At 42.7% G+C, this 20,171-nt stretch carries 17 protein-coding genes; 7 read left to right on the top strand and 10 right to left on the bottom strand.

What is annotated here, in order from left to right; translation table 11 throughout:
- Positions 1 to 198 precede the first annotated feature (198 nt).
- From ppx to FTV50_RS10555, 5 genes are read left to right on the top strand one after another with little or no spacing between them, the layout of a single operon-like run.
- Positions 199 to 1,719, top strand: a complete 1,521-nt coding sequence (gene ppx / locus FTV50_RS10575) for an exopolyphosphatase (protein WP_078192628.1) — start codon at positions 199 to 201, stop codon at positions 1,717 to 1,719.
- A gap of 33 nt (positions 1,720 to 1,752) precedes the next feature.
- Positions 1,753 to 2,577, top strand: a complete 825-nt coding sequence (locus tag FTV50_RS10570) for an acetyl-CoA carboxylase carboxyltransferase subunit alpha (protein WP_078189570.1) — start codon at positions 1,753 to 1,755, stop codon at positions 2,575 to 2,577.
- The gene (gene tilS / locus FTV50_RS10565; protein WP_180024387.1) at positions 2,514 to 3,890 is read left to right on the top strand and encodes a tRNA lysidine(34) synthetase TilS; all 1,377 of its coding nucleotides are present in this window, start codon (positions 2,514 to 2,516) and stop codon (positions 3,888 to 3,890) included. The genes FTV50_RS10570 and tilS overlap by 64 nt, the downstream gene beginning before the upstream one ends.
- Entirely contained in the window at positions 3,887 to 4,717 is an 831-nt protein-coding gene (gene proC, locus FTV50_RS10560; protein ID WP_078192626.1) for a pyrroline-5-carboxylate reductase, read from the top strand. Before tilS ends, proC begins: the two co-directional genes overlap by 4 nt.
- Before the next feature lie 27 nt (positions 4,718 to 4,744).
- Entirely contained in the window at positions 4,745 to 5,308 is a 564-nt protein-coding gene (locus tag FTV50_RS10555; RefSeq protein WP_078192625.1) for a YggT family protein, read from the top strand.
- A 161-nt stretch (positions 5,309 to 5,469) separates the two neighbouring features.
- On the opposite strand, the gene polA is transcribed toward FTV50_RS10555, so the two are convergent.
- Positions 5,470 to 8,235 (bottom strand): DNA polymerase I, encoded by a 2,766-nt coding sequence (polA, locus tag FTV50_RS10550; RefSeq protein WP_180024386.1) that lies wholly within the window; start codon positions 8,233 to 8,235, stop codon positions 5,470 to 5,472.
- A 163-nt stretch (positions 8,236 to 8,398) separates the two neighbouring features.
- Here polA and FTV50_RS10545 point away from each other — a divergent pair, with 163 nt between their 5' ends.
- Positions 8,399 to 11,185 carry a DUF2339 domain-containing protein gene (locus tag FTV50_RS10545; RefSeq protein ID WP_180024461.1) on the top strand — a complete coding sequence of 929 codons (2,787 nt, stop codon included), beginning with the start codon at positions 8,399 to 8,401 and terminating at the stop codon, positions 11,183 to 11,185.
- Positions 11,186 to 11,312: 127 nt separating this feature from the next.
- Here the strand turns inward: FTV50_RS10545 and FTV50_RS10540 are convergent, their stop codons facing one another.
- Both FTV50_RS10540 and FTV50_RS10535 read right to left on the bottom strand, forming a co-directional pair.
- A complete protein-coding gene (locus tag FTV50_RS10540; protein ID WP_180024385.1) occupies positions 11,313 to 12,236 on the bottom strand; it encodes a mechanosensitive ion channel family protein in 924 nt (307 codons plus the stop codon).
- A 9-nt stretch (positions 12,237 to 12,245) separates the two neighbouring features.
- Positions 12,246 to 13,067: a hypothetical protein gene (locus FTV50_RS10535; protein ID WP_078192622.1), complete on the bottom strand. Its 822-nt coding sequence runs from the start codon at positions 13,065 to 13,067 to the stop codon at positions 12,246 to 12,248.
- A gap of 100 nt (positions 13,068 to 13,167) precedes the next feature.
- On the opposite strand from FTV50_RS10535, the gene gspE reads away from it, so the two are divergent.
- Positions 13,168 to 14,655, top strand: a complete 1,488-nt coding sequence (gene gspE, locus FTV50_RS10530) for a type II secretion system ATPase GspE (RefSeq protein ID WP_180024384.1) — start codon at positions 13,168 to 13,170, stop codon at positions 14,653 to 14,655.
- 56 nt (positions 14,656 to 14,711) lie between these two features.
- Here gspE and FTV50_RS10525 read toward each other — a convergent pair whose 3' ends face one another.
- The 7 genes from FTV50_RS10525 to FTV50_RS10495 all read right to left on the bottom strand — a co-directional run bounded on the left by FTV50_RS10525 (position 14,712) and on the right by FTV50_RS10495 (position 19,863).
- Positions 14,712 to 15,062, bottom strand: coding sequence for a hypothetical protein (locus FTV50_RS10525; protein WP_180007244.1), 351 nt, complete (start codon positions 15,060 to 15,062; stop codon positions 14,712 to 14,714).
- A gap of 173 nt (positions 15,063 to 15,235) precedes the next feature.
- A complete protein-coding gene (locus FTV50_RS10520) occupies positions 15,236 to 15,628 on the bottom strand; it encodes a DUF4951 domain-containing protein (RefSeq protein WP_180024383.1) in 393 nt (130 codons plus the stop codon).
- Positions 15,629 to 15,830: 202 nt separating this feature from the next.
- Positions 15,831 to 16,256 carry an organic hydroperoxide resistance protein gene (locus tag FTV50_RS10515; RefSeq protein WP_111884709.1) on the bottom strand — a complete coding sequence of 142 codons (426 nt, stop codon included), beginning with the start codon at positions 16,254 to 16,256 and terminating at the stop codon, positions 15,831 to 15,833.
- Between the two features lie 95 nt (positions 16,257 to 16,351).
- Complete coding sequence (locus FTV50_RS10510) at positions 16,352 to 17,176, bottom strand: carbon-nitrogen hydrolase family protein (RefSeq protein WP_180011795.1); 825 nt, start codon at positions 17,174 to 17,176, stop codon at positions 16,352 to 16,354.
- A gap of 32 nt (positions 17,177 to 17,208) precedes the next feature.
- A complete protein-coding gene (gene gigB / locus FTV50_RS10505; RefSeq protein WP_078189558.1) occupies positions 17,209 to 17,727 on the bottom strand; it encodes an anti-anti-sigma factor GigB in 519 nt (172 codons plus the stop codon).
- 112 nt (positions 17,728 to 17,839) lie between these two features.
- Entirely contained in the window at positions 17,840 to 18,808 is a 969-nt protein-coding gene (gene gigA, locus FTV50_RS10500; protein ID WP_078192616.1) for an RsbU family protein phosphatase GigA, read from the bottom strand.
- 98 nt (positions 18,809 to 18,906) lie between these two features.
- On the bottom strand, positions 18,907 to 19,863 hold the full coding sequence (locus FTV50_RS10495; RefSeq protein ID WP_180024382.1) for a VacJ family lipoprotein: 957 nt from the start codon (positions 19,861 to 19,863) through the stop codon (positions 18,907 to 18,909).
- Between the last annotated feature and the right edge of the window lie 308 nt (positions 19,864 to 20,171).

Genomic DNA, 20,171 nt, shown 5'->3' with positions numbered 1-20,171 from the left:
AATGTAGGGGGTTATGTAAATTTTCGACCTGAATGGCGAGTTTGTCTAATGGATGATCACGATGCCGATGATCGTGTATGACTATCATTGCTTCAGATAAAAAATCGATAAGTTCCGCCCGAACTACTCATAAATGGCTTTTAAATTACATGTATGTGAATTAATCTAAGCACAATTCTGAACAGGTTTTTTTGAATAATGTCTGATTTTTTGATTGATGAAGAATTACTTGCTGCTATCGATATGGGATCGAACAGCTTCCACTTGGCTATCGCACGCGTAGACCATGGTGAAGTGAAAAAAGTTGCATCAATGTCAGAAAAAGTACAGCTTGCCGCAGGTCTAGACGAAAATAAAAATTTGACTGAAGCCGCACAGCAACGAGGATTAGCCTGCCTAGCACGTTTTGTGGGGCGTTTAAATCCTGTACAAGCTAACCGTTTACGTATTGTGGCGACTAATGCCTTGCGTCAAGCAAAAAATGGTCATGAATTTATCCAAAAAGCCGCTGAAATTTTACCAAAACCAATTGAAATCATTGCTGGTCGTGAAGAAGCCCGTCTCATTTATTTAGGGGTTTCACATACTATGGCAAATAGTGGTCGCCGCCTTGTGATTGATATCGGTGGGGGGTCAACAGAGTTGATTATTGGTGAAGAGTTTGAACCGATTCATACAGAATCTGTGCAAATGGGCTGTGTCGCTTTTACCAAAGCGTTTTTTGCTGATGGTGAAATTAACCTGAAAAGTTTTGATAAAGCGGTAAATGCTGCTCGCAAGGAAATCGCAGGCATTGCCAACACTTATAAAGCTGCAGGCTGGGATACTGTTGTCGGTTCAAGTGGCACGATCAAAGCGTGTCGTCAGATTTGTGTCAATATGGGCTGGAGCAACGATCAGGAAGAACTGACACGTGACGGTTTATTTAAACTCAAAGATAAATTGCTTAAATATAAGCATGTCAATGAAATGGAATTTGATGGTCTAAAAGAAGACCGTCGAGCAGTTTTGCCAGCCGGCATTGCCATTTTGTATGCAGTCTTTGATGTGCTGAATATCGATAAATTGGTTTATTCTGATGGCGCGTTACGTGAAGGCGTGATGTACGACCTATTGGGACGTTTCCAACATGAAGATGTTCGTGACCGTTCTGTACATGCGTTGATGGGGCGCTACAACGCAGATATGAAACAAGCTGAACGTGTGGTAAATACTGCGCAACAGCTGTTTAATGGTGTGGCGACCGCACTGAATTTGACCAGTGATGACAGTGATTTACTGCGTCGTGCAGCGTATTTGCATGAAATTGGCTTAGCGATCAGTCATAGTGGTTACCATCGTCATGGTGCTTATTTACTGCAACATTCGGATATTCCGGGTTTCTCACAAATTGATCAAAACCATTTGTCGCATTTAGTGGCGCATCATCGTCGTAAGTTACGTAGTGACGCGCGCATTGATGTGATGAAAGTCGGTGGTAACAAACTTGTTTACTTATGTCTATTGCTTCGTTTAGCAGTTTTATTAAATCATAGTCGCAGCGATGAGATGCTTCCTGCCATTGAATTAAGCGTGGACAATGCGCAACAATGGCAACTTAGTGTTTCTGGTGATGCCAAACAGTGGCCTTTGTTGGTTGCAGACTTGCATGATGAGCAGGTGCAATTTAAGCATTGGGATATTGAACTGAATATCCAGTCGGAACAATTTATCAATTAACAGACCAGTTAAGTTAGGGATAATGATCGACCTATGAAAAATAAAGCAGCTCAATCTAAAGCCTGGACTACGGTTCAGATCGCACGTCATCCTGAACGTCCGCAGTTTTTGGATTATGTTGGCGAAATTTTTACAGAGTTCGATGCTTTGCACGGTGACCGCCTATTTGGTGATGACGGAGCGATGATTGGTGGTTTGGCTCGTTTAGATGGTCAGCCTGTGATGATCGTAGGTCAGCACCGTGGTCGTAGTACACGTGAAAAATTACAGCATAATTTTGGTATGAGTAACCCCGAAGGTTACCGTAAAGCACAGCGTTTATTGGATATGGCCGAGCGTTTTAATCTGCCAGTCTTTACCTTTATTGATACCATGGGTGCGTACCCAGGTGTGGGTGCAGAAGAGCGTGGTCAGGCCGAAGCGATTGCAACTAGCTTAGCTCAGCTTTCTTCACTTAAAGTGCCTGTAGTGGCAACGGTATTGGGTGAAGGTGGTTCGGGTGGTGCGCTCGGTATTGGCGTAGCTGACCGTGTGATTATGTTATCTCACAGTATTTATTCAGTGATTTCACCGGAAGGCTGTGCATCTATTTTGTGGAAAACTGCAGAAAAAGCAGAGCAAGCAAGTGAAGCATTGGCATTGACGGCAGATAAATTGCAGAAGATGGGCATTGTAGAATACGTGGTGGACGAAGCGGAAGGCGCACATTTAAACCCTGAAAAAGTCATGCAGGATTTGAAAGTGGTCTTGAAGCAAGCTCTAGAAGAACTGCAACCAATGGATGCAAACGAACGATGCGAAGCGCGTTATCAGCGTTTAATGAAGTTTGGCAGCGACAATTTAGGGCTGACTGCTTAAGTCAAATTCAGGCGCTGCCTGAACAAAGCCGATTTTTAATAGGATGTAGTGGTGGCATGGATTCCATGTTGCTGCTGCATCTTATGTCGTTTTTGTGCCCTGAAAAAATGCGGGTAATTTATATTGATCACCAACTACAAGATTGTAGTCATGCTTGGGGCGAATTTGTACGTGCTCAATGTAAAGCGCTGAATTTGCCATTCATCATACAAAAAGTTCAGGTTGCGCAAGGTAACCTTGAAAATCAAGCACGCTCGGCCCGCTATCAAGCCTTTCGCCAACATTTACAAGCAGATGAAATATTGGTACTCGCACATCATCAGCAAGATCAGGCGGAGACATTGATGTTGCGGCTACTTTCAGGTGCTGGTGTCCATGGCCTTGCTGCCATGAAAAAATTCGATGCGCGTGAAGATTTTACATTATGGCGTCCGCTATTGGATCTTTCACGTGAGCAAATTTGCCAATGGGCAGCACAGCTGCATGTGCAAAATATTCAAGATCTCACCAATTTTGATACCGATTATGACCGCGCGTGGAGTCGTGAGATTTTGTGGCCGTTACTCAGCGATCGATTTCCTAAAATGCAGCAAGCTCTGAGTCGAACCAGTTACTTGATGCAAGATGCCGATGAAATTTTAAACGAGGTATTACAACAAGATTTAGCAGTCTGCGGCTCATCGCAAGCGTTATCTTTGGTGGTTCTACAACAGCTCAGTCTGGCACGTCAGCGTCAGTTGTTATCGCACTGGATGAAAGGTGAGGGGCAATATCGTCCAAGTTTTGAAATGGTACAGCGTTTATTTTCAGAAGTGATTGGCTCACGCGAAGACTCGCAAGCGGCATTACACTGGAATGGATTTTATTATCTGCGCTTTCAACAGCAACTTCATCGGATTGCCAAAGCGGAATATCTGCCAACTGAACCCATTCAAGAGGTTGAGGTTGTAACTTGTGTTGCAGGTCAGTGCCTCAAGTTGCCTGCCGGCCATTTTGTGATTCAACCCTCAAAGGTTGGTTTATCACCTGAATTATTGGGGCAGCAACTGCAGATTCGCCCACGTCTTGGAGGTGAAAAAATTCATTTATATGGCCGTGTCGGAAGTTGGCCTTTGAAAAAAGCCATTCAGCAGGCGCAAATTTTTCCATGGCATCGTCATACTATTCAAATATTAAGCCGAGATAATGTTATGCTAGGCGTCTTTACGCCTCAGGGCTTTTGGTTGGCGCAGTCTGAATTTTGTACTCAAGCTGGCTGGCAACCAACATTATCTCTTAACGCTAAATCTGCAATATCGGATCTTCAATCATGAGCGCAATTCTAAATTGTAATATCAGTTTCATTGGTGGCGGCAACATGGCACAGGCTTTAATTGGTGGCCTAATTGCACGTGGTGTCCCGACTACACGTATTACAGTTTCAGATCCCGTAGAAAAAGTACGTGAGCTTTTGGCTGAAAAAGATTTGCATGTGACCGATGATAATGTTGCAGCAATTCGAGAAGCTGACATTGTTCTTTTTGCCGTTAAACCTCAGGTGTTAGCAAAAGTTTTGGCACCATTACAAGGTTTGCTAGAAGGGAAGTTGGTGATTTCAATTGTTGCAGGTGCAGAAATTGCAACGATTTCAAAACTATTAGGCACAGAGCGTATTGTTCGTGTCATGCCAAATACACCGGCTTTAGTTCAAACCGGTGCGCATGGCTTATATGCAGGTGAAGCGGTTTCAGCTGAAGATCGTGATCTTGCAAGTCAAGTTTTGGCTTCAACGGGTTTAACACTTTGGGTAAACTCAGAAGCGCAGATTGACGCAGTAACAGCTGTTTCTGGCTCAGGTCCTGCATACTTTTTCTATATGATGGAAAGTATGATCCGTGCAGGGAAAAACATGGGTTTGGATGAAAAAGTGGCTACAGCACTAACCTTACAAACTGCATTGGGCGCTGCACAAATGGCGATTACCAGTGCCAACAGTCCTGCGGAGTTGCGTAAAAATGTAACCTCTCCAAACGGTACCACACAAGCTGCGATTGAAGTATTTGATCATGCTCAAATTTCACAAAATATTCAGGCCGCTTTAGCCGCAGCGCAAAAGCGTAGCCAAGAGTTAGCACAAGAGTTAAGCGAAAGCACCAAATAATTCGATTTGATTTAGGAAAGTTCAAGTATGGGCTCTGCTCAAATTTTTGGAATCATTATTAACGTTGCAATTTTGCTCGTATTTTTCCGTTTTTTAATGCAGCTTGCTGCCGTGAGTCCATATAACCCTGTGGTTTTGGCAACAGCAAAAGCAACAAAAATTGTCGATATCTTTAGCCGAATTTTCCCTACTTTGGCTAAAGGTCGAGTGAATACCGCAGCATTGGTGTTGGTGGTGATTCTGTATTTGTTAAAAATGTTTGGTTTGATGTATTTGTCTGGCGTGGCGGTGAATAGTCCATTCCATCTGATTATTATGACCTTTGTGACCATGATTCAGGATTTAATCCGTTTCTGTCGTTACTTAATTTTTGCATCGATTATTTTGAGTTGGGTCGTGATGTTTAGTCAGTCACGTTCGCCTTATATTGAAGTGGTTCAAGAATTGGCAGAACCGCTACTTGCGCCATTCCGCCGTATTCTTCCAAATATGGGGATGATTGACTTGTCACCAATTTTTGCGATTTTGGCATTGTGGGTTGCGGAAACCATTATGAAGCAAGTCGCAATTGCATTATTGACTGGTCTTTAATCTGAGCTAAGATGAGTTAAATTAAAAAGGACGCCGAGGCGTCCTTTTTTGTGGATTTAATATGAGGTGTAAAACAAGATATTTTTACTAACTAAGAAACATCTCACCTCTATCCCAACCTTCCTCCTAGAAGGAGAAAGGTGTGAATGAACGTGAATGAATTAGTGTGCTTCGTCCCAGTTATTGCCTTGACCCACTTCCACAATCAGTGGAACGGAAATTTTCAACACAGATTGCATCACTTCAGTCAGTTGGGCAGAGAGTTCATCGGCAATTGCAGCATCAACTTCAAATACCAATTCATCGTGTACTTGCAGTAACATTTTGGCTTGATCTTTCGGTAAGATTTTATCGACTGCAATCATGGCCAGTTTAATGATATCCGCCGCAGAACCTTGTAGCGGCGCATTAATCGCTGCACGTTCAGCGCCTTGTTTCACCATTTTGTTGCTCGCCATAATGTCCGGTGTATACAGACGACGACCTAAAATAGTTTCCACAAAACCTTGTTCACGTGCGACTTGGCGAGTACGTTCCATATATTCTAAAACACCAGGGTAGCGTTGGAAGTATTTACCAATATAGTTACGCGACTCTTCTCGAGTGAAACCCAGTTGACGGGTCAAACCGAATTCTGACATGCCGTAGAGCAGACCGAAGTTCACCGCTTTGGCTTGACGACGTTGGTTGCTGGTCACTTCATCGAGTGGAATGCCCAAAACTTCTGCTGCAGTACGTTTATGTACATCTTGCCCATGATTGAAAGCATCGACTAATGCATGATCTTGCGAGAAATGCGCCATTAAACGTAATTCGATTTGCGAATAATCGGCTGCCAATAAAATGCGACCTTCAGGTGCAATAAAAGCTTTACGGATTTGACGTCCAATATCTTCACGGACAGGAATGTTCTGTAAGTTTGGATCGGTAGATGACAAACGACCTGTAGCCGTTAAAGCTTGGTGGTAACTGGTATGCACACGATGTGTGTCATCATTCACTTGCTTTAATAGACCGTCGGTATAGGTGCTTTTCAGTTTAGAGAGACCACGATATTCCAAAATTAAATCAGTAATCGGATGATCGATTTTTTCTAACACACTTTCACTGGTGCTGTACTGACCAGTAGAGGTCTTTTTGCCACCTTTTAAACCTAATTTATCAAACAGAATTTCACCCACTTGTTTTGGCGAGCTGACATTGAAGCTTTGACCCGCAAGATCGGTAATTTCGGTTTCTAAATTTTGAATGGTATTGGCAAATTCCACACCGAGTTGGTCGAGGAATTCCATATCTAGCTCAATGCCGTTTTCTTCCATAGAGGTTAGAACACGGGCAACCGGCATTTCAATATTGTGCAAAATATTGATCAGCTCCGGGTGAGCTTGTAACTTCTTATCGAGTACTTCATATAGACGATAGGTCACATGGGCATCTTCTGCGGCATAATGGGCTGCCGTTTCAAGCTCAATTCGGTTAAAGGTCTTTTGTTTTGCACCTTTGCCAGCCACTTGTTCGAACGTCGTTGTGAGATGACTTAAATACAAACGTGCGACGTCATCCATCCCATGACGTGTAGCCACAGAGTTAAGGACATAAGAGGCCAACATGGTATCGAAATACCAACCTGCCAAATGAATGCCATGATTTTCTAAGACATGTGCATCATATTTGAGATGATGACCAATTTTTTGTACGTCATTATCTTCAAGTAAAGGTTTGAGTTGATTCAGGATCGTGTCACGATCAAGTTGTTGCGGCGCACCTTCATAATCATGCGCAAGCGGCACGTAATAGGCATCATGTGCATCTAAAGCCACCGAGAAACCTACAATCTGCGCCACGCGGTAGTCAAGGCTAGTGGTTTCGGTATCAAAGGCAAAACGCTTTTCAGTGCTTAGACGCTTGAATAACACATCCCAATCTTCTTGAGTCAATACCGTGTGATAACGTGCTTCACCAAGTAAGTCATCAACACTGGTTTTGTCCGCTTGATCTTCAACTTCAGGTGCATTGGCTACAGTCGCCGTGGTGTTAATGGCTTTGGCTGCTTGTTTGTAGGTTGCGCCATTGGGGTTGTTCGGATGATCTAAAGACTGCAGTTGGTTACGGAATTCTAGTTCCGTATATAAATCACGAAGTGCTGGAATATTTGGATCGGCAAGTTTCAAATCTTCGTATTTAAGACCCATGTCGAGGTCACAAACAATACTCGCCAGTTGGTGATCAAGAGCAATCCCTTCGACATTGTCTTTAATGTTTTGACCGACTTTACCTTTAATACTGTCGACATTTTCTAAAATGCCGCCAATCGAGCCGTACTCGGTTAAAAGTTTCGCTGCCGTTTTTGCGCCAACACCGGGTACACCACGGATACCATCAGAGGCATCGCCCATCAGCGTGAGGTAGTCAATGATTTGATTCGGCCACACCCCAAATTTTTCAAAAACGCCTTGAACGTCCATAGGTTTGTCTTTGAAGCTGTCTTCTAAAGTGACACGCTCAGTAACGAGCTGCGCCATGTCTTTGTCACCGGTGGAGATCAAAACTTGATGACCGGCTGCTTCAGCGCGTTTGGCTAAAGTTCCGATAATGTCATCGGCTTCAGCACCCGGCAACATATGCAGCGGAATCCCTAGAGCACGAATTAATGCATGAAGATATGGAATTTGTTGTGATAATTCTTCCGGCATCGCAGGACGGTCACCTTTATAGATCGGGGACAATTCATGACGGAAGGTTGGTTCAGGTGTATCGAAAATAACGGCCATGTGCGTCGGTTGGATACGACGCATTAATTTTTGGATGGCAGAAATGGCACCTCGGATTGCATTGGTATGCAAACCGGTTGAAGTGGTTAATGGTGGCAGTGCATGGTAGGCACGAAATAAAAAGTATGAGCCATCGACCAAGACAAATGGTGGCATTGATAATTTCCTAATCCTAAAAACGGTTTTATTGTACGTGATTTTTTGCCCGCACGCAGAGTCTAGATTGTATATGTAACTTACCGAATCACTGATGAATAGTTTTAATCCATCGGTCAGGCTCATGTATCATCAAAACATTCAGGAAAATGACGAAGCAGGTATGCTGAAACAGAATAATGAAATCAAGATGATTTGGTTGATGACGCTGATCTTGGTAGGGATCGGGGCATGGTACTTAGATGTCCGAATCCTGAGTTATATCAGTGGCATCGGTTTTATGCTCAGTGTGATGAATTATGTCGATGATTTACAGCACGGCGCTGATGCACTGAGTTCATCAAAACAACCATTTCAAGTGACATCAAAGGTTCCGTTATATATTGCATCGTTATTAACGGTCGTTGGACTGTTAACAGAATTGGGATACTTGGTTGCGATCGGGATTGGCCTGTGGGTCTATTTTTTTCTGCGTTGGCTGAAACGATTAGAACGTCAGCTGCATCTATTGCAAGGACGTGCGCTTCAGTCGCAATCGATACATGCAGCTACTTCAATATCAGCGTCGACAATAGACCGTCCTGAAAATTTTGATTCTAACGATACACCATCTGTACATCCCGCGACGGCAGTTGGTACAGCTAGACATCAGGCATCATTCAATTCAACGCCTTCTAATACACCATCCAAGTCTGCGCCAAATCTATCTAGTCAAATTCAGCAATGGCTTTTCCAAGGTAATCCCGTGTTAAAAGTGGCGGTACTGGTCTTGGTGATTGGCGTGGTGCTATTACTCAGATTTGCCACAGAGCATTGGCAACTAAGCTTGGCCATGAAACTGCTGATCGTGAGTTTGATCAGTGCTGGTGTTGTCGGACTGGGTTTTTGGCTACAAACCAAAAATCGCAGTTTTGCCTTGGCTCTAGAAGGTCTAGGTCTTGCAGCGCTGTTTTTGACTTTATTTTTTGCCTATTACAATGCTGTGATTGCGGGCTTTGGCATAGCCTGTGTACTGTATGCAGTGCTTATGGCATTGACGATTTGGCTCAGTTTGAAACAACAGTCAGTTGAACTGGCAATCATGGCAATGCTGATCGCCTATCTTGCTCCATTTACCTTGCCTGTTCGTGATGCAACAGCAACGGAATTCATCGCCTATTATCTTGTGATTAATATTGCTGTTGCGGTCATGAGTACATTAAGACCGTGGAAATATCTAAATCAAATCGCTTTTTTGATGACGGTGATTATGGGTGGTGGATATGCTTTTTACCACGGATACACCACCGAACGTCAGATGATGAGCGTGCTGGTTTTAGTCCACGCTGCGATTTTTATCTGGCTCGGTTTTCGTTTTAGCCAGTTATTGGCGAAACAGGATCTTGCGCATTTTCAGCTTAAACCTGCCTTGGATATTGCACTGATTTTTGCTGCACCAGTGCTTGCTTATCTGGCATTGTATTTGATGTATTTTGAGGAAACGGTATGGCAGGCGGGGTATAGCTTGCTATTCGCGGCGCTTTTTGCCGCGCTGTATAGCATCAGTAAACGTAGTGCTGTGATCCCACTGATTGCACAAAGTTATTTGAGTTTGACCTTAATATTCTTGGCATTGATTCCACCGATAGTATTGAAAGAGCAGTGGAGTGTGGTTGGTTGGGCAGTTGAAGGTGCGTTGATATTTATATATGCCCTATACAAGCAGTCCAATATCAGCCGTTATTTAGGCATGGCGCTCTTGGTAATGGCGGGTTGTTCAAGTCTGTACTATTTGGTTCAACTGCCACATTTCCCTGCACAGATGTATTGGGGCGTGTGTTTGAGCTATTTGGCGGCCATTATCATGACGCATGCTGTTCCTGCATTTCATAAACAGCTTTCAAGTTCGAGTATTGCCTTTCAATGTGTGCAAATGCTCTCAGCAACCACCATGCTCATCATGTTGCTCTTAGATTGGCTGCAGAGTAGTCATCAATTGGCCTTGAGTTTATTGATTGTCAGTGTGGCCTATCTGTTGGTGAATGAAGGCTTGTTAAAACGAAAAGCTTCGTGGAGTTGGTCCATCATTAAGTGGACCGGTCTAGTGCCTGTTTATGTGATGGGGCTGTACCAAGTTATTTCAGTGAGTGAGAACGGTCAGTTACTTTGGCATTCAACGATGGAGCAGATGTATTTTGCATTCGCTGGGCTGTGCTTGACGCTGCTTTGGCTACGACCATTACTCGGTGTGCGTGAAGAAAAAGAATGGGTCAGTCTCGGAATTTTGAGCAGCTTGGCGTGGACCAGTCTGACGCTGATACCCAGTATGCCGTATATCAGTGTGGTAATTTTGCCGCTGATATTTTGTGCATGGTGTTATTGGCAAGCGCAACAACCGGCCTGGAAAATGTTTTGGCAAGCGCGTAGCAGCTTGTTTTTGGCTTTAAGTTGGATCATCAGTTCGCAATTATTTAGTCAGCAGGCCTTTGTGGGATATATCTTGCCGATACTGAATCCTTTTGATGCAGTGAGTTTGCTGTTGTTAGCGGCTTTTTTATGGATGTTGAATCAACAGTTAAAAGCCGGTTTAGATCGTAGCTTGGCTGCCGTGTTGAGTGTTCTAGGGCTACTTTGGTTAAGTAGTTATGTTGTGCTTCGTGCCTTACATATGTATCTGGATACACCTTATAACAGTTTAGACATTTGGAGCGATGCGACCGTTCAACTAAGTTTTACTGTGCTGTGGGTGTTATTGGCTTTGGTGAGTATGCGCTTTGCTACTCAGCGCCAATTACGTTCAGTTTGGCTACTCGGTGGCAGTATTTTGGTCTTGGTCACTTTGAAATTGGTCTTGCTGGATTTATCTCATGTCGGCACTCTCATGCGAGTGATTTCCTTCATGGCCGCAGGTTTTGCCATGCTTTTAATTGCTTATATTGCGCCCATGCCGAATGACAAGATTGAACCATGATGAAGTTCTTAAAGGTACGAGATCACGAACCCGCATAGGTCGATTCGATGGCTATAAAAAGTGGATGATAAAAAAGCCCTGCACATTTGAAGATATGCAGGGCTTTTCATATCAAGTCTATAAACTATTATTTGAGTTGAGGCTCTCGTTGAATCTCTTGTGCATTGGCATATTGATCGACGTCGGCATCGCTTGCTTGCGTAGAAAGCGGGTGGTCAACAAAACCCATTTTCGGTACAGGAATTTCAATTTTATTTTCGACAAAAGCATTTCGAATCCGTTCCTGCATTTCATCACGGACTTTCAGGAAATTCTCTCTTTGACACCAAATAGCAAAAAGCAGCTCAATGGAAGATTCACGAAAGGCAGTGACGGTCACGGCAGGTTTAGGATCGGCCAAGACCAATGGATATTTACTAACGGCATCTAATAAAACTTCACGGACTTTGATGATGTCTTCATGAAAGTTAATCGCAAGGGTAATTGGAATGCGCCGTATTGGAAACTTAGACAAGTTATGTACAGGTGCCCGAATCAGTTGTTCATTCGGCAAACGGACATAGACATTGTCTTGCGTGAGTAATTTGACCGACAGTAAATCAATCGAGATCACTTCACCTTCAATGGTATGCCCACGAATCAGTGTCAATTGAATGGTATCACCAACTTCAAAAGATCCTTCACCGATCAAGAACATCCCGCTGATCAGGTTGGATGCGGACGTTTGAGAGGCAAAACCCAATGCGACTGTTAAAATACCCGCTGCACCCAAGAAGACGCTGAGTTTAAAGCCGGCTTCTTTTAAACTGGCCATCACAAAGATTAAAAAAATAAAATAGAAAATCCCGCGACGCCAAACCAACTGCTGATGGGCATTGAAACGCATACCCACAGTACGAATAAAGGTATTCGAGATAAAACGTGCAATCAGAAAGCCGATGACTGCCAGTAAAACAGCCACCAATAATTCTGTCAGCCGATCGGTATTGAGATTGGCGACCATTCCTTTTAGGCTGCTGGTAATTTCTGTCGAAATATTTAAATCTGCCATGGCTCACCGTTAGAAAAATGAATCAAACATATTGAATAGTACATTGGCTGACTCGCGTGGCGGATGCAGATAAATTACGTCACCGGCTTGTGGCGGTGTACGGTTTTCAATTTTGACCCGCGGCGGTTTGTCATGACCTTCATGCACGACTCGAATTTGTGAAGTCCATAAACGTCCTGTACTTTCACTATAAAATAATGGCAAAGCCGGTACAGGGACATTCATACGGTCAAAACGAATCTGTTGATTACTCACGTTATGAAACTCAATAGGGGTTACTGCACGAAAAGCACGAGGTTTGAGTTGTTTAAGTTCTGTACGACCATCAACTGCTGTGGCATAGCAAATTTCACCCATTCGATGATTCGGACCAAACCAGGTATCTTTTGGTAGAATAACAGGTATATCAAACAAGGGTTCTCTAAGACCTTCGACAAAACCAGCAATCCAAAGCGGTGTGCTGATATATAACGTTCCGCGCTGTCCGGCTGGAATATAAATCGGATCGACCGGTTTAATCACCACAGAACGATCGGCCAAACGTGGCATGATTTGAATTTTGTCATGCGTCTGGCGGAACATATAACGTTCCATTTTAATGGGTTGTGGAAAACCAAATTCAGGGTCTTGAATCGGATGCCATTGCTGCTCATAGTCAAACTGAAAGGTCGGGCGATGGTATTCCATACGCCACTCTTGCATGCCGCGCGTCACACGAAACAATAAAGACCCAAACTGCCAACTGCGAGGGTGATTCAGTTCAAATTGATATTCCCCCCACCATTTACGTTTTGGGGATTCCTTTTCAGTCAAATCATTTTCTAATGGCAATGCGTATATCCCTTGTCCTGATAAATCCTAAAAACAGACTTCACGCTGTCAGATGCTTAGAGTACACTCAAAACAACTTTTTTCATCATTATAATGCGTGATGCAAGTACTTAAACAATTACAAATACCATATAGTTTTGCCAAACGTCATGGCGTATTGCTTCGATATAAGGGTGATCAAGCTTTTATTGTACGTCGTGACAGCACGCCACTGTTGGCTTTACAGGAAGCACGTCGCTATTTAGGGCATCCTGCACAATATCAATTATGTAGTGAGCAAGAGTTTAATCAATTACTCAGTGCAAGCTTTGCCGGAGATACCGGTGAGTCTCAACAAGTGGCAGCGGGTCTGGAAGATCATCCTGATTTACTCAGCCTTGCAGACTCTGTGCCAGAAGCTGAAGATCTGATGGATCAGGAAGATGATGCACCGATTGTACGCTTAATCAATGCCTTATTGTCGGAAGCGATCCGTGTCGGTGCTTCAGATATTCATATCGAATCCTTTGAAAAAAAGCTGTCTGTCCGCTTACGTGTTGATGGTCAGTTACGTGAAATTGTGCAGCCACGTCGTGAACTTGCGCCATTGTTGGTGTCACGGATCAAAGTCATGGCTAAACTCGATATTGCGGAAAAGCGAATTCCACAAGATGGTCGTATTTCACTGCGTTTGGCAGGCCGAGAAGTTGATGTTCGTGTATCAACTTTACCGTCTTCCTATGGTGAGCGTGTGGTGATGCGTTTACTCGATAAGCAAGCTGGGCGTTTAAACATGACCCATTTGGGCTTGATGCAACATGATTATGATCGACTGAAACAACTGGTGCATCGTCCGCATGGCATTATTTTGGTTACAGGGCCGACCGGTTCAGGTAAAACCACAACCTTATATGCGGCATTGTCTGATTTAAATGATGGCTCAAAAAATATTTTGACCGCAGAAGATCCAATTGAATATCAACTTGAAGGGATCGGGCAGACACAGGTCAATACCAAAGTCGATATGACCTTTGCTCGTGCATTAAAAGCCATGCTCCGCCAAGACCCAGATGTGGTGATGGTCGGGGAGATTCGTGATTTAGAAACTGCTGAAATTGCAGTACAAGCGTCATTAACAGGGCACTTGGTACTTTCAACGCTGCATACCAATACAGCAATCGGTGCGGTGACCCGTCTTAAAGACATGGGGATTGAACCCTTTCTACTTTCAAGCTCATTGATCGGTGTGGTGGCGCAGCGTTTGGTTCGAACCTTGTGCCGTCACTGTGCGACTTGGCATGATGCCGATGATTTTGAAAAAGACTTATTTAAGCATCTCGATGCATCGGCCGAATTAAAATTGCCACAACCTAAAGGCTGCGAACAATGCTCGCATACTGGATTTACAGGGCGTACCGCAATTTATGAAATCGTCCCGATTGATGAGCAAACACGTCGCCTCATTCATGGTAATGCTGCTGAGTTTGAGTTAGAAAATCATGTACGTGCAAATGCGGGTTCAATACGTGATGATGGATTGCGTAAAGTTTTGGCAGGTAAAACCACCATTGAAGAAGTGCTCAGAGTGACGAATGAAGCGGCTGAATAGTCAGTGTAAAATATAAATAAAGCCCCGAAGCCTGTGCAAGGACTCGGGGCTTTGCTTTAGTTAATCTTTTCAAAATGAATAACAGCATCGTATGCTTTATCTGTCAGAGTGAGGTGAGTTGCATCACTGAGTTTCATTTCAATGCTATTGCTCTCTTTATATTTCAAAACATCATTATTAACTTCGGCCATACCGGATGAAGCACTAGAAGTGCGCTCAGTATTATTTTTATCGAGCCAAAATTCGTCTTTAATTTGGTAGTCATCGCCTTGTTTGCTAATGGAAAGTTTGCGTAGGCTCTCCGTGTCAGGTGTTTGTTTCCATTCCCCTGAAAAATCAGGCGCAGGTGTTTGGCTACATGCGGCTAAGGCCAAGCTTAGAAAAAGCATCGAAAAGTATGTTTTCATTGTAAAGTCCTGAAAATGATTTTAATTTTTTATGGATGTATAGTTAATTATAGTTTGAATATTAAACATTTTTTAAATTTTATTCATTATTCTTTCTATCGAATGTCTCATGATTTTTTATTTCTAATTTGAACTAAAAACAGCCCAAAAATATGGGCTGTACAGTCTTTCACTTACCACAAACTGACAATTTTCTTCATCAATTCAGCACGAATGGGTGCGGTTGGGTTACCTGCATTGCGCTGCGTTTCATTTTCATAAAACTTTTGCCAAGTTTGAACCATCTCTAAAGTGACATCTTGAGTTTTAAGCTTTTCAACGTCGGCTTTGCTGATATTGGCTAAGCGCGCTGCAGCACCTTCGGGGCCTGTACCCCAACCAATGATGCCTTGACCATAGGCAGGTAAAGACATGTTGTTCGGTGTTGGTGGTAGCGCAAGACGTTGAATTTCTGGATTGACCAAGGATTTAATGTGAGGACGGACTTTTTCAGACAGGGTTAATTCAGCAAAACTCAGTGTGGATGCGCTGATTAGTAATGTACTGATAAGGAGAGGTTTAAGCATCATAGATCAACAAATGAATGTAAATAAGAATCGTTATATATTTTAGCAAGGTTTTGGCAGCTGAATAAGAATATTTAAATGTATTGGAAATGGATAAGATTTTATTTTGAGCTCAGCTGTAGATGTGTAGAGGTCAAAAAACTCAAAGCACTATTTTATAAGGAATTAAAACAGTGCTTTGTTTAGATAGGTACAAATGGGTTTAAGTCAAAACATTTAAAGTGACATTAATATTGTTTCGGGTCGCATTTGAATAGGGGCACACAATATGCGCGGCATCGACCAATTTCTGCGCCTCGCTTGCATCCATACCCTCAAGATGAATATTAAGCGTCACTTCGATACCAAATCCTGTTGGAATAGGGCCGATACCAACATCACCCTCGACGTAGGCAGCAGGGGTAATCGAAATTTTATCTCGGTTAGACACAAATTTCATTGCACCTAAAAAACAGGCTGAATAACCAGCGGCGAAGAGTTGTTCAGGATTCGTACCATTACCTGTACCCCCCATAATTTTCGGCACAGCCAATTGAACATCTAAATGACCATCGGACGTCGTAGCACGACCATCACGACCACCAGTGGCTTTTGCATGGGCTGTATAAACTGCTTTTTCTAAAGTCATTATTCTAATCCCTCAGATGATGGTTCAAAATCATATCGTGGGGGATTTTGCTTAAATAATATTCAGTTTTTTTGTAATTTTATACAGGGTAAAAATCAATATTGAACCAAAACACGGTGCTGCATCAGTGGCATTGATGCGCGAATCTGTTGCTGCTCGTCTAAGTCGAAAGGAACTGTGAGTAGTTGAGCGCCTTCTTCTGCGGTGATTGCTAAAATTTGACCGCGGCTGTTGCTTGCTCCAGCATGCCCCCAAGTTTGACGCTTTTCACCATGCCAACCTTGTTGTGCGGCACCCAGTACAGCACATTGGCTATCCATGGCACGAGCTTGCAGTAACAACTGCCAGTGCATTTCACCCGTGGTATAAGTAAAAGCTGCAGGCGCCGTTAAAATGTTTGCACCTTGGCTACGAAGTTTCAAAGCCAGTTCAGGAAAGCGCAAGTCGTAGCACACCATCAGGCCAATATTGCCAAAAGGTGTTGTTGCAACTACGGTTTCAGTACCAGGTTCAAAGAATTTTGATTCTTGATAGCCACCGACAGCGTCACCAACTTGCACATCAAATAAATGAATTTTGTCATAACGTGCTTCGGTACGTTCAGGGCTGATACACAGGCTGACAGTACGGACACGGCCATCTTGAATGATTGAACCATCTGGACGATAAGGGCATGGGAGTGTGCCCGCAACAATCCAAAGTTGATAACGATGTGCGAGTTGTTCTAGTCGCTGCTGAATACTTTCAAATTGCGCCGCGGTTTCGCGTTGTTTACCAGCGGCAAAGCAGACAAAATTTTCAGGAAATACAATGAGACTCGCACCTTGAGCCTGACTTTGTTGCATCAATGATTCGATCACTTTGAAGTTATCTTCAATGTCATTTTGAGAATTCATTTGTGCAACGGAAAGTAAAGTCATGCGAAGAGTGTCTCTGCTGTGATTAACCTAAATTAGACATTTTGCTGCTTGGGTTGCTCTAGATTGTCCTGCTCTTTTTGCAGTTGTTTGACCAAAGGCTCAAACATATTTTGGTTGCTATCATTTAGTTTCATCAGCGTTTTGTGTGCATCTAAAACCGTATTCAGCATATTGCTATGGGTAATGTGTTCTTCCATAAGTGCGCGAGTGCATACACTTGGATCACCACAATAATTCAAAATAACAAACACCTGACCTAAACCCATGCTATTGGCAAGCGTTGTGATATCAGAGTTTGTAGACAACATTACCGCTTGGATATGGTGAACTTGTTTGAGCTTCAAACCCAGTTTCGCCAAAATGCCAAGGACAGTACTATCGATAAATGTCGTTTGGGTTAAATCAACGATTGCACCGACGACATTTTGTTGCTGTTCAATTTTGTTTAATAACTTGTCTAGACTAATACAAGATTGGGCACGCACTTCGCCAATAAGCTTAAAAATATGCGTTCCGTTCAAGCTTGCATATTCAACATGACCTGTTGACATATAAATGCCATTTGCAGAGAAGGATAGTAAATTATCCCATAGGGGCACAGCTTACTCAAGTAGCCGAGTATGATCAGAAAGTCTTATTCGGTTTAAGTAGTTGATTTCATGATTAATTGATTCGACGTAAACTTAAGATGGCAATATCGTCGGCAACATGGTCTGGTGCTTGAAATGATTGATTTTGCAAGTGATAAACCAATTGACCTAGCTGTTCATTCAATCCACCATCAAAAGGTTCAAGTGCGCCATCCGAGCAAATTACAAAGCGCGAATAACGATTTAAGGTAAATTCAAACTCTTCAACTTCTAGGTCTTCAGTTAAGCCAAGTGGAAAGCTACTGGTATTTAAAATTCGTGCGGGAAGACCGGGTTCAAATAAAATGGCCGGCGGATAATGCCCTGCACTAGACCATTTCAAGACATGCGTATCGAGATTGAGTATCCCCGCAATCATGGTAATGTGCTTTTCAATATTTTCTTGAACCAACATGCCATTGAGCTTTTTGATGAGTTCTCTCGGGGTTTTTGAACGACCGTGGAAAGCAGCCATCCAAGAGGTCAGTAAACTACTCGTCACCCCATGACCAGATACATCTGCGAGATAAAACATGATTTCTTTATCGCTGATTTTCCAGTAATCGTACCAATCACCGGATAAATAGGCTGAAGGCTGGAAGAATGTTTCAATTTTATAGTTGTGGAGTTCAATTGGGTTGGGCAGTAAACGTTTTTGCAAATCTGCAGCAGAAGGGAGATCACGGCTGTCTTGATTGCGTTTGTATTGCGCATCAATTTTAGTGAGTGCCACCTGAAGGTTGGTTGGAATATGGTCCCACACCCATCCTGCTAAAGCACCTTGTTGCCACGCTTGAGCCAATGCAGCGCCCTCATGCTCAAAAGCGAGCACAATGGTAGGAAGTGTCCATTGGTGATTTAAAAAGTCGGCAACATCAGCAATTGCAATGATCGTTGGATCATACAAGTCTAGATCTTCAATGTTAATCATTTGTACGCTAGGAAGCGCATCAAGTACCTGATCTAAATATGGAATATCACGAGTAGGTTGAATGAAATACATAAAGAATTAGATGAATCCTTCGATAGACAATAAGTGTACTATAGCAAGCTAATGATGGCTGGAGGGAAAAACCACACCAGCCAATTGAAAAATTTTATTTATTCAGTTAATACCGTGTCGGTATCATCTGAAATGCTATCATCAATGAAATCGGTAGAATCATCAGATGAAACGTCTGTTGAATTATCTTCAGATTCATCAATATCGTCATCTTTTTCATCAATAAATAAGTTTTCTTCAGCAATACCTTTTTTCTCAGCAATAGAATAGTTCAGGCGTTGCAAATAAATATCACGAATTTGAGCGTATTTATCGCCTTGCAATACACCTTCGATATCCAGTAATTGAGCGCGAGTATCGATTCCACGTAAAGTTTGCTCAGACCAATACGCCACATCATGACCATCAAGCATATATTTCTGTGGACGTCCTTGACTATCTACAGCAAGCCCCACAGTTTGACGCAATGTGCTTGGACCAAGCACTGGTAAAACAATATAAGGACCAGAAGGAATACCGTAATAACCTAAAGTCGCGCCAAAGTTTTCATCTTCGGTTTCTAGACCTAGACGGCTTGCAGGGTCAGCAAAGCCTAAAGTTGTCAGTGTATTAACAGTAAAACGCCCCAGACTTTTTGCAGCACGTGTCGGTCGTCCTTGGATGAGTTGGTTAAATGCATTCCACGGTTCGCCCAAATTTTTACGGAATAAACGATAAGATTCACGAATATCCTTAGGAGTTTTTGCTACATATTGCACAGCAGCAGGGCGGGCAATATGGACATCTAAATAATCATTAAATGCGTAAACTTTCCGGTTGATCGGTTGGAAAGGGTCTTTATCTTCTTCTGATTGTGCTGCATTGGCATTTACAGATAATTTTTTTGCAACTTCAGATGACTTGACCATCGCAGCATGCGCAAGTTGTTGTGTTTTTGATTTATTGGCAGCTTCTGAGTCTTGAGCAACAGGTGCTGAAGCCTCGTCATTTGCAAATACAGGTGTTGTTACGACAAGTGACAATAATCCTGCATATAAAAAAGAAGTTTGGCGCATATATAGTCCTGACGCTTTTAGCGCGGCAAAATGTTTGCCGTATAATAAGTAAAAACGTTCAAATAATCTTGATTTATTACTATTAAACCAAATTTGATCAAAATATGAATAAAAAAATGTAATTTGAGTGAAAATTATGCGCTCAAAATAATTATTTTAAAAAAGGTGTTGCAACGGATGTGAAATGCTGTAGAATGCACATCCATCGGCGGTGATGAAGATTAAAACTTCTGATAAAACAATGACTTGGTTGAATTGATTGAGTTGGGTTTTATTTGATAAGTTTAAAAATAATTTGAATTACTAGT

Source organism: Acinetobacter sp. YH1901134 (genome assembly GCF_013416965.1).
Taxonomy (GTDB): domain Bacteria; phylum Pseudomonadota; class Gammaproteobacteria; order Pseudomonadales; family Moraxellaceae; genus Acinetobacter; species Acinetobacter amyesii.
The sequence above is the reverse complement of the archived record's forward strand: the minus strand, read 5'-3'. Positions and strand labels throughout refer to the sequence as shown.

Coding starts and splice junctions, on each gene's coding strand:
- FTV50_RS10545 (WP_180024461.1), top strand. CDS start 8,399: ATGCTGAAACAGAATAATGAAATCAAGATGATTTGGTTGATGACGCTG.
- FTV50_RS10495 (WP_180024382.1), bottom strand. CDS start 19,863: ATGCGCCAAACTTCTTTTTTATATGCAGGATTATTGTCACTTGTCGTA.
- gspE (WP_180024384.1), top strand. CDS start 13,168: ATGCAAGTACTTAAACAATTACAAATACCATATAGTTTTGCCAAACGT.
- FTV50_RS10510 (WP_180011795.1), bottom strand. CDS start 17,176: ATGACTTTACTTTCCGTTGCACAAATGAATTCTCAAAATGACATTGAA.
- gigB (WP_078189558.1), bottom strand. CDS start 17,727: ATGTCAACAGGTCATGTTGAATATGCAAGCTTGAACGGAACGCATATT.
- FTV50_RS10525 (WP_180007244.1), bottom strand. CDS start 15,062: ATGAAAACATACTTTTCGATGCTTTTTCTAAGCTTGGCCTTAGCCGCA.
- tilS (WP_180024387.1), top strand. CDS start 2,514: ATGCGAAGCGCGTTATCAGCGTTTAATGAAGTTTGGCAGCGACAATTT.
- FTV50_RS10570 (WP_078189570.1), top strand. CDS start 1,753: ATGAAAAATAAAGCAGCTCAATCTAAAGCCTGGACTACGGTTCAGATC.
- FTV50_RS10515 (WP_111884709.1), bottom strand. CDS start 16,256: ATGACTTTAGAAAAAGCAGTTTATACAGCCCATGCAAAAGCCACTGGT.
- FTV50_RS10555 (WP_078192625.1), top strand. CDS start 4,745: ATGGGCTCTGCTCAAATTTTTGGAATCATTATTAACGTTGCAATTTTG.
- gigA (WP_078192616.1), bottom strand. CDS start 18,808: ATGTATTTCATTCAACCTACTCGTGATATTCCATATTTAGATCAGGTA.
- proC (WP_078192626.1), top strand. CDS start 3,887: ATGAGCGCAATTCTAAATTGTAATATCAGTTTCATTGGTGGCGGCAAC.
- FTV50_RS10540 (WP_180024385.1), bottom strand. CDS start 12,236: ATGGCAGATTTAAATATTTCGACAGAAATTACCAGCAGCCTAAAAGGA.
- FTV50_RS10520 (WP_180024383.1), bottom strand. CDS start 15,628: ATGCTTAAACCTCTCCTTATCAGTACATTACTAATCAGCGCATCCACA.
- polA (WP_180024386.1), bottom strand. CDS start 8,235: ATGCCACCATTTGTCTTGGTCGATGGCTCATACTTTTTATTTCGTGCC.
- ppx (WP_078192628.1), top strand. CDS start 199: ATGTCTGATTTTTTGATTGATGAAGAATTACTTGCTGCTATCGATATG.